Origin of the sequence: Rheinheimera sp. (genome assembly GCF_036782235.1) — a bacterium.
Classification (GTDB): domain Bacteria; phylum Pseudomonadota; class Gammaproteobacteria; order Enterobacterales; family Alteromonadaceae; genus Pararheinheimera.
In genome coordinates, this window is record NZ_DAIPZL010000007.1 from 13,363 (window position 1) to 27,901 (window position 14,539).

Genomic DNA, 14,539 nt, shown 5'->3' on the forward strand with positions numbered 1-14,539 from the left:
GCCACCTTCGGGTGGCTCCCATCTGGCGGCATCGGGAGGGCAGATGCAGATCTGGCAAGAGTTCCAGCAGCAAAGTCAACAATTTACCAAACGTGTATTTAATCGTCATCTCAGGCTCGGTGTCACAGGTTTATCAGGTGCTGGCAAAACAGCTTTTATTACCAGCCTGGTGAATCAGTTGACAGCACCTGTCGCCTCAGTGCAACTGCCGTTTTTCTCGCCATTTATCCAACAACGATATCTCGGCGGTCGCATTGATAGTTTGCAAAACATGCAAACCCCCCGTTTTCCTTATGAAAGCAATCTGCTGCAGTTACAGCAAGGGCAGTGGCCCGCTTCGACCAGCAGCTGGAGTCAGTTGTCGCTGAACCTGCGTTATAAAGCTGCCGGTGGTCTGGCAGCACAGCTCACGGATTATCGTTCGTTGCAACTGGATGTGGTGGATTATCCCGGCGAATGGCTGCTGGATTTGCCGATGTTGTCGCAGGATTACCAAAGCTGGTGCCAGTTCAGCTGGCAATTGTTTGAAAAACCACACAGGGCTGCTCTTGGCGCTGAGTTTGCCGCTTATTTGGCACAGCTCGATCTCAACGATGACTCCGAACAGCAGTTACAACAACTTACTAATAGATACAGTGAGTTATTGCAGAAATTTCGCAGCGAGAGTCATGCTTGCCTGTTGCAGCCTGGCCGGCTGTTGTTACCCGGCGAGCTTGCTGGCACGCCGCTGTTGCAGTTATTGCCGTTATTACCGTCGCAGTTGCAGCAGCCATCAAAATTATTAAGCCGGTTGCAGCAACATTACATCAGCTATCAAAAGCTGGTGATCACACCGTTTTATCAACAATATTTCGCTGGCATTGACCATCAGGTGGTGCTGGTGGATTGTTTATCTGCTTTAAACGCGGGTTATGACGTATTGCAGGAACTGCAACAGGCGTTAATGCTGATTCTGCAAAGTTTCCAATATGGTCCGACTGGTTGGTGGCGGCGTTTGTTTAAACCGCGCATCAGTAAGGTGTTATTTGCCGCCAGCAAGGCCGATCAGCTGACACCGGAGCAACATAAAAATCTGACCTTATTGCTGCAGCAGTTGTTGCAACAGCCGCTGCAGGATAGCCGTTATCAATATTGTCAGTCTGAGGCCATGGCGCTGTCAGCTGTGGTGTGTAGCGAATTTGGGCAGGTACAGACGCCAGAAGGAGCGCAGCCTTGTTTGCGGGGCATTGCCGCTCACAGTGGCGAAACTATAACGCTGTTCCCCGGTGAAGTGCCCTGGTCTATGCCGTCACCCTTGTTGTTTGCGCATCACCAGTTTGCTTTTCCGGCTTTTTTACCAAGACCAATGCCACAACAGGTGTTGCCGCATCTACGTCTGGATCAGGCACTGGAGTTTCTGATTGGAGACCATATGACATGACCGAACTAAAAAAAGCCGTGGTATTTGATGAAGCCGCTTTTAGCGCGCTGCAGGCAAAAGCGCCTGAGCAGCAGGCTTTGGCGCCGGCACAACAGTTTGAGCAAGCCGATTTTGCCACTGAAACCGCAGCGCCAGACAGCATTGAACCGCAGAAAACCTCAACACAACAGTTGTTTTGGTGGGGCGGCGCCCTGGCAAGTCTCAGTGTGCTGGCGCTATGGCAGTGGGGAACTTTTGTCGCCGACAGCTGGCAAGCCGGATTATTACAAGGCTGTCTGGTGTCGGCACTGACCTTTTTCAGCGCTGCACTGCTGGCCCGCTTTGGTTATCAGCAGTGGCGGCTTGGCCGCACTTTGCAGCAACGGCAACAATGGCGTTTGGCAACACAGCGGCTGGAGCAGTCAGTGCAGTTTGGTGAAGCCATGCCAATGTGTCAGCAGATCCAGCAAAGTATGCAGCAACAAGCCGTTGTTGACCCCTTGTGGCAACAGTTTAAGCAGCAGCACAAAGCCGAGTTTAGTGATGCCGAAGTGCTGAAGCTGTTTGACACTACTGTGCTGACGCCTTTAGACACGAAGGTAGAACAACAAATCCGTCAGGCTGCGATGCAAACCGGTGTTGCAGTGGCGCTGAGTCCCTTTGCGCTTGCTGATATGTTGCTGGTGCTGTGGCGTGGCAGTTTGATGCTCAGAGAAATTTCGTTGTTATATGGCGCTCCAATGGGCAAGCTGCGCAGTCTGCGCATGATAAAAAAATGCATCAAAACGTTGTTTTTTACCGGCGCCAGTGAGATGGCCATTGATGTTGGCAGCGATTTACTGGGCGCTGAACTTACCGGAAAGTTATCGGCGCGGCTGGGGCAGGGCGTACTTGCTGCTGTGCTGGTGGCAAGGCTTGGCCGTTTTGCCCAGCAGGAACTCAGGCCCTTACCGGCCAAAACCACAGAGCCCATGCTGCTGCGCCAAATTGCCAGCGATTTATTGAAAAAACTCAAACTAGGGACAACTGCAAACTAATTTTTACATCAGCGCATTTTTCACCATTGGATTTGCTGTAAATGCAGACAGACAGATGTCTGCATGCCTTGTGCTCTATATAACTAATTTGCTTTGATTAAAAATAAATCATCTAAGGCAGTATTTTTTGTTATGAGCAGTCAACAGCAGTTTAAGCACGCAGAAACCCAATGTATCCATGCCGGTAAAGTCAAAGACGCCCAATATGGCGCACTTGCTACCCCTTTATACCAAACCTCTACCTTTGTGTTTGACAGTGCCGAGCAGGGCGCTGCACGCTTTGCCGGTGAAGAGCCGGGTTTTATCTACACCCGGCTTGGCAACCCAACCACCCGCGAGCTGGAGTTAAAAGTTGCCGCCCTTGAGGGCATGCAGGATGCAGCAGCCACTGCCACCGGCATGGGTGCAGTGGCCGCTGCCACTATGGCGTTTTTGCAGCAGGGTGATCACCTCATTGCCAGTAAAGCAATTTACGGTTGTAGTTTTGCGCTTTTTAATCATCAGTTTGCCCGTTATGGCATTGAAGTCAGTTTTGTCGATATGACCGACCATGCCGCTGTGGCCGCTGCACTGAAGCCAAACACCAAAATGTTGTTTGCTGAAACGCCAATCAACCCGAATCTGGTGGTGTTGGACCTGGAGTTTTTAGGCAGTTTTTGTAAAAAATACGGCATTATATCGGTAATTGACAACACATTCCTGACGCCTTTATTGCAGCAACCAGCTCGATTTGGCATCGATATTGTGCTGCACAGCGCCACGAAATATCTGAACGGTCATGGTGACTTGGTGGCCGGTATTATTGTGTCTGATGCAGAAAAAATTCAGACCATTAAGCTGACCACGCTCAAAGATATGGGCGCAACCATCAGTCCGCATGATGCCTGGTTAATTATCCGAGGTTTAAAAACTTTGTCGGTACGGATGGAACGTCACTGCGCTAATGCGCAGCGTGTGGCGGAATATCTGGCTAAACATCCGGCGATAGACCAGGTGTATTACCCTGGATTACCCGAGCATCCCGGGCATCGTTTTATCGGTAAACAAATGAAAGCTGCAGGTGGAGTTCTTGCCTTTGAACTAAAAGGCAGCCTCGACGATGGCCGTTATTTTATCAATCAATGTCAGCTGCTGAGTCTGGCGGTCAGTCTGGGAGATGCGGAGTCGCTCATTCAACATCCGGCGTCTATGACCCACAGTCCTTACACTGCAGAAGAACGTCATGCAGCGGGCATCAGCGATGGGCTGATTCGCATTTCGGTAGGCCTTGAACATGTGGAAGACATTATTGCCGACCTGGAGCAGGCCTTGGTAAAGATGCAGCAACAGCAGAAATAATCGTTATTAATCAAAGGTATATTTTTTGATTTTGCATTTGCTGTAAAAAATTAATTACAAAGCTGCAGTGCCGATTTTGCCACCAATGATTAACAGCCGGATCCCAATCATCTAGGATCCGGCCATCAAAGCCCGCCATCAGAGTCCCGGGCAGAACAGAATCAACAGGTCGTAACATGAGTAAATATGTGTCAAAACAATCGGACGCCAATGGTTTTATCGCCTGGTCGGACGAAGAAAATGAAATCTGGAGTGCACTGATCAACCGTCAGTTGTCCTGCATTAAAGGCAAAGCCTGCGATGAATATATGGCGGGCCTGGAAAAACTTAATTTACCCACAGACCGCATCCCGCAACTGGAAGAAGTGAGTAAGGTATTGCGTGCCACCACAGGCTGGGAATGTGCTGAAGTGCCGGCGCTGATTAGTTTCGACCGCTTTTTTGAATTGCTGGCCAATAAAAAATTTCCGGTAGCAACTTTTATCCGCAGCAAAGAAGAATTTGATTATTTGCAGGAGCCGGATATTTTCCACGAAATTTTTGGCCACTGTGCCATGTTAACCCATCCGGATTTTGCTGAATTTACCCATATCTATGGCAAGTTAGGCCTGGCTGCGAGCAAAGAAGACAGGGTCTATCTGGCACGTCTGTACTGGTTCACCATAGAGTTTGGTTTATTACAAACCGACGATGGCCTGCGTATTTATGGCGGTGGTATTTTATCCTCTCCTGGCGAAACCCAATATGCCATGCATTCTGATATACCAGAGCGTAAAACACTGGATGTCATTGACGTGCTCAGAACGCCATACCGTATTGATATCATGCAACCTATTTATTTTAAAATTAATAAGATCCGTGACTTATTCGACATCGCTCAGCTGGATCTGATGGCGCTGGTGCAACAGGCAAGAGCCCTTGGTATGCATGCGCCTAAATTTGAACCCAAACAGAAAAAAGCCAGCTAAGCGCCGGTAATGACAAGATCAACAAGGACAACAGAGAAGCACCATGACTGAATTAGCTGTAATGAAATGTGAAGCCTGCCGCGCTGATGCACCAAAAGTATCTGATGCTGAATTACCTGAACTGATGCGTCAGTTGCCGGATTGGGTGCCGGTGGTACGAGATGGCATTTTGCAACTGGAGCGCAGCTACAAGTTTAAGAACTTCAAGCTAGCCTGGGCTTTTCACAATAAAGTGGCGCAAATGGCTGAAGAAGAAGGCCATCATCCGGCGTTGCTGCTGGAATGGGGCAAGCTGACTGTCACCTGGTGGTCGCATTCAATCAAAGGCCTGCACAAAAACGACTTTATCTGTGCCGCCAAAACCGACCAGTTATTGGCCGACTAAGGCTTTTATCAGCAATAAATAAAGCTGCTACGGCAGCTTTTTTATTGCCTGCAGCAAATTGTTCACAATAGTTTACAAAAATACTGGTCTGCCTTGCGCAGTATGCCGTATCATGAAGTATCCCCATCAGTAAAAGGTGTGAGAGACAATGCGTTTAGAGATCCACTGTCAGGACCGGCTTGGCATAGCGCAGGAAGTTCTGAATATTCTGGTGCATTATCAGATAGATTTAAGAGGCATCGAAGTTGACCCTGTGCTCGGACGGATGTATGTCGCTTTTCCGACCGTTGATTTTGAAAAGTTTCAGGAGCTGATGGCAAAAATTCGCCGTATTCCCGGCGTGGACGATGTCAAAACTACCGCATTTTTGCCTTCAGAGCGTGAACATAACGAATTATCCACTTTGCTCAAAACCCTGCCCGATGGCGTGATTGCTATCGACACCAAAGCCAATGTCACCATTATTAACGAAGCCGCATTACAAGCTTTGTCGGTAAATGCTGCCGATGTCGCCGGGCAGTCGCTGATGAACATGGTCAAAGGTTTTAACTTTTTACGCTGGCTGGAAAGTGACGATGTGCTGGCGCAAACCCGTCGGCTTGAGCTGCACGGTAAAAGATTTATCGCCGATATTCTGCCAGTGATGGTACCGGATGAATCTGGCCATGAGATTTTGGCAGGCGCTGTGATCAACCTAAAATCTGAAAGCCGGTTAGGCGAGCAGATGGTCGTGTTTAAAAAAGGTGATCAGGAAAGTTTTAACAGCCTGCAGGCCACCAGCAATGTGATGCGGCGTGTGGTGCGCGAAGCAAAAAAAATGGCTCAGCTCGATGCTCCTATTTTGATTGTGGGTGAAACCGGCACAGGCAAAGAATTGTTAGCAAGGGCCTGCCATGCGGCAAGCAGCAGAGCGGGTAAACCTTTTTTAGCGGTGAACTGCGCTGCTATGCCCGATAATGTTGCTGAGTCTGAGCTTTTTGGCTATGGCCCTAATGCCTTCCCCGGCACTGTTGAAGGCAAAAAAGGCATTTTTGAACAGGCCAATAAAGGCACAGTGTTTTTGGATGAAGTAGGGGAAATGTCCCGTGAGCTGCAAACCAAGTTGTTAAGGTTTTTGCAGGATGGCAGCTTCCGCCGTATTGCCGATGAAAACGAAGTGCGGGTTGACGTGCGGGTGATTTGTACCACGCAAAAAGATTTACCCGGTATGGTGCAGGAAGGCACTTTCCGCGAAGACTTGTATTACCGGCTGAACGTGTTAACCCTGGCCTTACCACCGCTTCGGGAGCGCAAACAGGATATTCTGCCGCTGGCGGAAGCTTTTATCAGTCGTTTTTCTGCCAGGTTGGGTCGTAAAGCACCACGGTTAACCGAGGACTGTGCGCAGTTTATTCAGCAATACCCATGGCCTGGCAATGTGCGCCAGCTGGAAAACGCGTTGTATCGTGCCGTGACCTTGCTTGAAGGGTATGAACTGGATAAAGAACAACTGCAGCTGCCGAGCTACACCAATGACTTTGGTTATCTGGAAAAAGACTTTGATGGCACTCTGGATGAAGCGGTAAAACGTTTTGAAGCCAATTTGCTGCGTAAGTTGTTTCCGGCTTACCCAAGTTCACGGCAATTAGCGAAAAAACTCGGGCTTAGCCATACTGCTGTGGCTAATAAACTGCGCGAATACGGTATTAACCGAAAGAGCGTAAAAATTTAATTACGCTTTGTGCGGTAATCTGTACTCTGATGGCGCCGGGATCCCATGATTCCGGCGTTTTTTTTACTGATTTCGGGAAAGTCGGTATTTCGTATAGCAAAGCGTACAAAACAGCTGTTTTTGCCGCTTTTACCCATCTGCAGCCGAACCCTTCCATTTTTAGCGGATAGCTTCAAGATATAAGGATAAAACAAGACCTTATCTTTGGAGTATGCTGATGTTTGACCCTATTAACCCTTTAGGAACCGACGGTTTTGAGTTTGTTGAATACACTGCAGCAGACGCAGAAGGCATCAACAAGTTAAAACAACTATTTGCCTCTCTCGGTTTTACTGAAGTTGCCCAGCATCGTTCGAAACAAGCCTGGTTGTATAAACAAGGTGATATCAATTTTATAATCAACGCCGAACCTAATTCTCAGGCTGAAGCTTTTGCCCGCGAGCATGGCCCAAGTGTTTGTGCTATGGCATTTCGGGTGAAAGATGCGGCAGCTGCACTGAAACATGCAGTCGCCAATGGTGCTAAAGAGTACAAAAACCAAATTGGCCCTATGGAGCTGAATATTCCGGCTGTGTATGGCATTGGTTCAAGTCTTCTGTATTTTGTGGACCGTTACGGTCAAAGCTCGGTGTATGACATCGACTTTAAATTTTACGACAACTGGCAGACCGAAATGTCGGCACATGGTGTTGGCCTGGAAGTGCTGGATCATCTAACCCACAACGTGCGTCGTGGTAATATGAATCTTTGGGCTGGTTTTTATGAAAAAATCGGTAACTTCCGTGAGATCCGTTATTTTGATATCGAAGGCAAGCTGACCGGCTTAGTGTCGCGTGCTATGACTGCACCTTGTGGCAAAATCCGTATTCCAATCAACGAGTCTTCAGACGATAAATCACAAATTGAAGAATTTATCCGTGAATATAAAGGCGAAGGTATCCAGCACATTGCATTAACCACTGAAGATATCTACAAAACAGTACGGACTTTGCGTGAACGTGGTATGGACTTTATGCCAACGCCCGACACTTATTACAACAAAGTAAATAGTCGCGTTGTTGGGCATGGTGAAGACGTGGACATGTTGCGTGAGCTGCGTATTCTGATCGACGGCGCGCCGGAAAAAGACGGCATTTTGCTGCAGATCTTCACCAAAACTGTGATTGGCCCGGTGTTCTTCGAAATTATCCAGCGTAAAGGCAATGAAGGTTTTGGTGAAGGTAACTTCAAAGCCCTGTTTGAATCCATTGAAGAAGACCAAATCCGTCGTGGAGTACTGGCAGATGCGTAAGTGGGCGTCCTTTCCGATTAAAGAAGGTAATGTGTCGCGTCAGGCACATGCCGACTTCCCTGAGCAGGCGATTTATGAGCGGGAAACCGGCCGCAGTGGTTTTTTTGGTCCGGCGTCACATTTGCATCATACCCATGCGCCAACCAGCTGGAGTGACTGGCAGGGGCCTTTGCGGCCACGGCTGTTTAACTTTAACCAGATTGGCGAAGATCAAAGCAATTCGCCGTGGTTAGTTCCAGATCTACTGCACAATGCCCATTGTAAAATGCGCACCTGGCGTATCAGCGAACCGATGGATTATCTGGTGCGTAATGCCGACGGTGACGATCTGCTGTTTATTCACGAAGGCAGTGCCGAGTTTTATTGTGACTATGGCCATTTAACTTTGCGTGATGGCGACTATGTGGTGATCCCAAGGTCGACCATGTGGCGCCTGGTACCAAATGAGCCTTTGTTTGTGCTGATGATTGAAGCGACCAATGATTCATACCAGCTGCCGGAAAAAGGTCTGGTGGGTAATCATGCCATTTTTGATGCCGCTATGCTGGATACACCAAAAATTGACGACGCTTTTAAAGCCCAGTACAGCGAAGTGGAAACCAAGGTTCAGATCAAACGCCATAATAAAATCTCGACAGTGACTTTCCCCTTTAACCCCTTGGATGCGATTGGCTGGCACGGTGATTTATCGGTGATACGCATTAACTGGCGGGATATCCGGCCATTAATGAGTCACAGATACCATTTGCCGCCATCAGCGCACACTACTTTTGTGGCCCAGCGTTTTGTGGTTTGTACCTTTGTGCCAAGGCCGATTGAAAGTGACCCAGGTGCGTTAAAAGTGCCGTTTTATCATAACAATGACGATTATGATGAAGTGCTGTTTTATCACGCCGGCGACTTCTTCAGCCGCGACAATATCGAACGCGGTATGGTGACTTTCCATCCGGCCGGTTTTACGCATGGCCCACATCCAAAGGCCTTCCAAGCTGGCCTTGAGTACCGGAAAAAGTTTACTGACGAAGTGGCGGTGATGCTGGATACACGCGATGCGCTGGAAGTAGGTCCAGCGGCTGAAGCGACGGAAAATCCGGATTATGTGAACAGCTGGAAAATTAAACCTGCCACCTGATTAAAATGCAGCCTGAAATCCGATTTCAGGCTGCCATCTCACTGAATTGATAGGAAATGTAGTTATGAAATTAGCCAGTCTGAAAAATGGCAGTCGTGATGGTCAGTTGGTGGTGGTCAGCCGCGATTTAAAAAAGGCAGTGGCGGTGCCACATCTTGCTGCCACTATGCAATATGCGCTGGACCACTGGTCAAGCCTGGCACCGGCTCTGGCCGAAGTTTATCAGGGCCTGAATCAGGGCTCAGTGCAAAACGAGTTTGTGTTTGACGAAGCCGCTTGTGAGTCGCCATTACCCCGCGCTTATCAGTGGGCTGATGGCAGTGCTTATGTGAACCATGTTGAACTGGTGCGCCGCGCCCGTAACTCTGAAATGCCACCAAGTTTCTGGACAGATCCGCTGATGTATCAGGGCGGTTCAGACGACTTTATCGGTCCACGAGATCAGATTGAAGTCGTATCTGAAGACTACGGTATTGATTTTGAAGGTGAAGTGGCCGTGATCACCGGCGATGTGCCCATGGCATGCACGCCGGAGCAGGCCGCCAGTCAAATTCGTCTGGTTATGCTGGTCAACGATGTGTCATTGCGTGGTCTTATTCCAAATGAACTGGCTAAAGGTTTTGGATTTTTCCAGTCCAAACCCGCTTCGGCCTTCAGCCCTGTTGCTGTGACCCCGGACGAGTTGGGTCAGCACTGGCATGACGCTAAACTGCATTTACCTCTGGTGTCGCATTTAAACGGCAAACTTTTTGGTAAACCCAATGCCGGTGTGGATATGACCTTTAACTTTGGTCAGTTGGTGGCGCATGCCGCCAAAACCCGTAACCTGGGTGCAGGCGCTATTATCGGTTCAGGCACAGTATCAAACAAGCAGGGCACTGACTATGGCACTTCGATTGACGAAGGTGGTGTTGGCTACAGCTGTATTGCAGAAGTGCGGATGATTGAAACCATTCGGGATGGTAAACCGGCCACAGCTTTTATGAAGTTTGGTGATCGCATCCGCATTGAAGTGCTGGACGAGCAGGGGCAGAGTGTTTTTGGTGCTATTGATCAACAAGTTGTGGCTTATCAGCCAGGCAGCTGAAACACAAAGATCAATAATGCAGACAAAAAGCTACTCTAGATGGGTAGCTTTTTGTTATGTGCGGTTTTTATTGCAGGAGCATGTTATGGAATTTTACAGTTACTGGCGTTCATCGGCAGCCTACCGGGTGCGTATTGCCCTGGCTTTAAAGGGCTTGCAGCCCGATACCCGTTATGTGCATTTGTTAAGAGAAGGCGGCGAGCAGCGTAGTGCCGATTATCAGGCGCTGAATCCGGCGCAACTGGTGCCCGTGCTGGTGGATGGAGATTTAAAACTGAATCAGTCGCTGGCCATTCTGGAATATTTGGAAGCGCTACACCCAACACCGGCCTTATTGCCCAAAGATTTAAAGCAGGCGATGCAGGTGCGCGCCGTGGCGCTCGATATTGCCTGTGACATTCATCCACTAAACAATCTGCGGGTGCTGCAGTATCTCACCGGGCCACTTGGGCTGAGTGAACAGCAAAAACTACACTGGATCCAACATTGGCTGCAGCAAGGTTTACAGGCACTGGAACTGCGTTTACAAAAAACCGCTGGCAGCTGTTGTTTTGGTGATGAAGTCACCTGGGCGGACATTTGCCTGATCCCACAGATGTATAATGCGGTGCGTTTTAGTCTGGATTTATCTGCATATCCAACCTTAAAACGGATTTATCAGCACTGCACCTCGTTGCCGGCTTTTATGAAAGCCTCACCTGAGCAACAACCCGACGCACAGTAATAAGCACATTTGCAGCGGCCAAATGGAGCGAGTGACCGCTGCTTTTTATCAGGATCTGCAGTGTAAAACAGGCTGGCATCCGGCCCTGACTCTGTGTTACAACAACAGTACAGTTGTCGTCGCAGCAAAGACTCTTAGCCGCATTGTCAGTTGAAGTTGGCTACAATCAAAAGAGTCCCGCCTTTGCCGGAGTTTCCTAGTGAATCAAGAACCCACTCAGGCTTTTGTAGCCATCCTGGTCGTGCCGGATCCGCTGGCGCAAGCCTCGCTCAGACATTTGCTGCAACAGTATCTGCCGGACTGGGTGTGTCATTATGTTGCAGATGCCAAAAGCGCCCGGCAATTACTGAAAACCGAGACCGTCACATTAGTGCTGACCGAATGGCTACAGCCGGAAGACAGCGGCGATTTGTTACTGGATTTTTGTTGTCGCCACAGTCCGGCAACAGTGCGGGTGCTGTTGTCGGATAAAAACACCGACACCTTATTATTGGCGACCAACCATGCAGCACAGCTCCTGCTGTCGTCACCGGTCAGCGATCAACAATTTATCCAGCTGTTTTTGCGGGTGCAGCAACTGTATAGCGGCAATTTTACTGCGCATAGCCGTTACCAGCTTGGCCAGATTTATTCGCTGCCGGTGCAACAGAATCACTATCAGACCTTGCTCCAGCTGTTAAATGATGGAAATAGCAGTACCCATGCACTGGCAACGGCTATTGCCCGTGAAGCGCCACTGGCAGCAAGGTTGGTACAAATTGCCAACTCCGCTTACCTGGGATTTAGCCGCCAGACCGTCGATTTGGCTGAAGTGGTGGTGCGTTTAGGTCGCTCCCTCATCAAAGCCGTGGCTTTTGCCGTGCAGTTGCATAGTCAGTATGAAGGTAAGATCCGCTCTGACTTGCATCAGCAGTTATTGCATGAGTCTTTTGAACTGGCCGGAATGGCAAGTCAGTTGGCCAAAACCCAGCAAGGCGGAGCAGCCCTTGCGGACAAGGCGTTTTTAGCCGGATTATTACAGGTGCTGGGACCTTTGGTGTTATTGTCGGCGATGCCGGTGCAATTACAGCATCTCACTGCAGAAGATATGTTTCAGGAGGGGATCCCTGATCACTGCCTGATCAGTGCTTATTTGTTGTTATTGTGGGGATTTGACCAGGATATCTGTGATGCCGTGATGTACCGGCTTAGCTTAAATGAAGTCGCAGAGCCTGGTTTATTACAAACCATTTTGCATCTGAGTTCTTATGTACTGATGTTTCGGCGTCAGCAACAGGACGACAGTTTGCCAACGCCTTGCTGGCACGCTTTGGCGCAGTTTAAACTGACTGACACCTTTTGCCGTTTACAGCAGCAGGTGACGGAGCCTGAGTTATGAAAGTTGTCTTACCAAAAAAATGGCTGAATGCCACCTTGTTTTATGTTGGTTGTGTGGGGCTTGTGCTGCAAGTTGCCGCAGCTTTGACCATTTGGTGGCACAGTTATGATCATCCCGGCATGCCCTGGTATATCTGGCTGGCACCTGTGATGCTGATTTGCTGGGGTTTGCTGCCGGCATTGCAATTGCAAAATGAGCATCCCGGCAAAAATGGTGAAGTCAGGTTAAAAGTTTAGTCCATCAGTCATTGGTTCTGATGTTTGGGGATTTTTAGTGGAAGTGATAAGCAAAGCCTGATGCTCAGATGCTGTTATAAAGTTGAGCCTAAAACCCAGGTCATTTGATCGGGTTCAAATCTCCAGATGTTAGCTTCGGGACAATAGCTTGCCCATCTCCCCAGTGTTGTGGTTATCTGACGCCTGACACTTTCAGTTTTTGTCCAGGTTGTAAGGTGCTACTTTCGCGCAGTGCATTCCAGCGGATTAAATCAGCAAGTTTAACTTTGTGTTTTCTGGCAATTTTATCCAGCGAATCACCACTTTTAACGATATAACTGGCTGTGTTTTCGTTTTTGTCTTTGTTCTTGCTGTTTTTGGCCAGGCTGATATTCGCTGTTGTCGGGATCAAAATCTTTTGTCCGGGTTTTAATGCTGAGCTTTTGGTTAACTTATTCAGTCTGGCAAGCTCCATTAAATCCACTTTGAACTCTCGGCTTAAATCCCAAAGATTATCCCCGGCTTTTACCTGATAAGAGTGGTGCTGTGACGGTTTTTTACCACCGGTTTTTTCGCTACCCAGATTGTCTGAGACCGCAAAGGAATCTGCTGAAGAACTGATGCCAGGTAAAGTCAGTTTTTGTCCTATTTGCAGTTGATCTGAGCTGAGTTGATTGGCTTGTCGCAGTGCTGTGACAGTGAGCTGATGACGTTTGGCAATGCTGCCAAGGCTGTCACCGGCTTTTACAGTGTAACTTCCTGTTGTTGCTGCAACTTTTTGTAATTTGAGCTGCCCGCTTTGGCTGTTAAACTGCGCCACTTTATCCAGCGGTAACACCAGTGAATAAGGACCGCCAGGCGCAGTGGTGCTTTTTCGAAAAGCCGGATTGAGTTTCCGAAGTTCAATTAAAGATAAGCCGGCCAGACTGGCTGCCTGAGCCATGTCCACCGGACCTTTGATGCTGGCAAAACCTATGCTGGGTTTGTTGGCAATATAACCCCAACGCACATCGTATTGTTCAGGCTTTTGCACCAAATCAATCAGTGCCAGCCATTTTGGCATATAGATAGTGGATTTTCTGGGCAGGTTCAGTGACCAAAAATCAATAGGCTTTCCAGCTTGCTGATTGCGCCGGATGGCTCTTTCGATAGTACCTTCGCCTGAGTTGTATCCGGCCACTGCATTCAGCCAGTCCTGACCTAATAGTTGATACAGATATTTCAGATAATCAAGGGTAGCTGCAGTGGATGCAATCGGATCTTTACGACCGTCATACCATTCATTGCGTTTGAGGCCAAAGTTTCGCGCTGTTTGCGGCACCATCTGCCATAAGCCTGCCGGGGCACCGGCTTGCGCCAGTGGATTAAAAGAACTTTCTACTATCGGCAATAATGCCAGTTCAACCGGCATCTTGCGTTTTTCCAGCTCAAGCACAATGTGATATAAAAAGGGTTCTGCTCTTCTGGACACTTCATCCAGCAGTTTTTGATGCCTTTTATAAAATGCGCGTTGTGCGCGGATGTCCGCATTGTCCGGCACTTTAATTTTGACTTGATGGCCAATCCGTTGCCAGACGGTGTCAAACTGAGAAAGTTGATGCTGTGGTGCTGCGGCAGAATAATCATCTGAAGTCGCAGGCTCTGCTGGTGTTATGTTATCCGCAGTGGCTGTATCTGATAGGGTCATATCTTGTTGCGGCTGTTGCGACGAAGTAGACACAGGGCGGGCCGCACAACTGACCAAGGTCAGCACCATCATCATCAACAGAATTTTTTTAAACACAACCATCAGCGAGCTACCATTTTTAATGCAAGTTAACTGTGGCGCCGGCCACTGCAAATACCGCCTTGTTCCCGCAACCAGGCTGCGACAA

At 48.7% G+C, this 14,539-nt stretch carries 13 protein-coding genes; 12 read left to right on the plus strand and 1 reads right to left on the minus strand.

What is annotated here, in order from left to right:
* Window positions 1–43 precede the first annotated feature (43 nt).
* The 12 genes from V7P87_RS09590 to V7P87_RS09645 all read left to right on the plus strand — a co-directional run bounded on the left by V7P87_RS09590 (window position 44) and on the right by V7P87_RS09645 (window position 12,686).
* Window positions 44–1,420, plus strand: a complete 1,377-nt coding sequence (locus tag V7P87_RS09590) for a YcjX family protein (protein ID WP_333797236.1) — start codon at window positions 44–46, stop codon at window positions 1,418–1,420.
* On the plus strand, window positions 1,417–2,436 hold the full coding sequence (locus V7P87_RS09595) for a YcjF family protein (RefSeq protein WP_333797237.1): 1,020 nt from the start codon (window positions 1,417–1,419) through the stop codon (window positions 2,434–2,436). Before V7P87_RS09590 ends, V7P87_RS09595 begins: the two co-directional genes overlap by 4 nt.
* 132 nt (window positions 2,437–2,568) lie before the next feature.
* Entirely contained in the window at window positions 2,569–3,774 is a 1,206-nt protein-coding gene (gene megL, locus V7P87_RS09600; protein WP_333797238.1) for a methionine gamma-lyase, read from the plus strand.
* A 176-nt stretch (window positions 3,775–3,950) separates the two neighbouring features.
* Complete coding sequence (gene phhA / locus V7P87_RS09605) at window positions 3,951–4,742, plus strand: phenylalanine 4-monooxygenase (RefSeq protein WP_296296499.1); 792 nt, start codon at window positions 3,951–3,953, stop codon at window positions 4,740–4,742.
* 43 nt (window positions 4,743–4,785) lie between these two features.
* Window positions 4,786–5,127 (plus strand): 4a-hydroxytetrahydrobiopterin dehydratase, encoded by a 342-nt coding sequence (locus V7P87_RS09610; RefSeq protein WP_333797239.1) that lies wholly within the window; start codon window positions 4,786–4,788, stop codon window positions 5,125–5,127.
* A 148-nt stretch (window positions 5,128–5,275) separates the two neighbouring features.
* Window positions 5,276–6,838 carry a transcriptional regulator TyrR gene (tyrR, locus tag V7P87_RS09615; RefSeq protein ID WP_333797240.1) on the plus strand — a complete coding sequence of 521 codons (1,563 nt, stop codon included), beginning with the start codon at window positions 5,276–5,278 and terminating at the stop codon, window positions 6,836–6,838.
* A gap of 217 nt (window positions 6,839–7,055) precedes the next feature.
* Entirely contained in the window at window positions 7,056–8,129 is a 1,074-nt protein-coding gene (hppD, locus tag V7P87_RS09620; RefSeq protein ID WP_260656244.1) for a 4-hydroxyphenylpyruvate dioxygenase, read from the plus strand.
* Window positions 8,122–9,261, plus strand: a complete 1,140-nt coding sequence (locus V7P87_RS09625) for a homogentisate 1,2-dioxygenase (RefSeq protein WP_333797241.1) — start codon at window positions 8,122–8,124, stop codon at window positions 9,259–9,261. The genes hppD and V7P87_RS09625 overlap by 8 nt, the downstream gene beginning before the upstream one ends.
* Before the next feature lie 64 nt (window positions 9,262–9,325).
* Window positions 9,326–10,348, plus strand: a complete 1,023-nt coding sequence (locus V7P87_RS09630; protein WP_333797242.1) for a fumarylacetoacetate hydrolase family protein — start codon at window positions 9,326–9,328, stop codon at window positions 10,346–10,348.
* Between the two features lie 85 nt (window positions 10,349–10,433).
* Window positions 10,434–11,072, plus strand: coding sequence for a maleylacetoacetate isomerase (gene maiA, locus V7P87_RS09635; RefSeq protein WP_333797243.1), 639 nt, complete (start codon window positions 10,434–10,436; stop codon window positions 11,070–11,072).
* A gap of 199 nt (window positions 11,073–11,271) precedes the next feature.
* Complete coding sequence (locus V7P87_RS09640; RefSeq protein ID WP_333797244.1) at window positions 11,272–12,450, plus strand: HDOD domain-containing protein; 1,179 nt, start codon at window positions 11,272–11,274, stop codon at window positions 12,448–12,450.
* Window positions 12,447–12,686 (plus strand): hypothetical protein, encoded by a 240-nt coding sequence (locus V7P87_RS09645; RefSeq protein WP_333797245.1) that lies wholly within the window; start codon window positions 12,447–12,449, stop codon window positions 12,684–12,686. Before V7P87_RS09640 ends, V7P87_RS09645 begins: the two co-directional genes overlap by 4 nt.
* 172 nt (window positions 12,687–12,858) lie before the next feature.
* Here the strand turns inward: V7P87_RS09645 and V7P87_RS09650 are convergent, their stop codons facing one another.
* Entirely contained in the window at window positions 12,859–14,454 is a 1,596-nt protein-coding gene (locus tag V7P87_RS09650; protein WP_333797246.1) for a lytic transglycosylase, read from the minus strand.
* Window positions 14,455–14,539 lie beyond the last annotated feature (85 nt).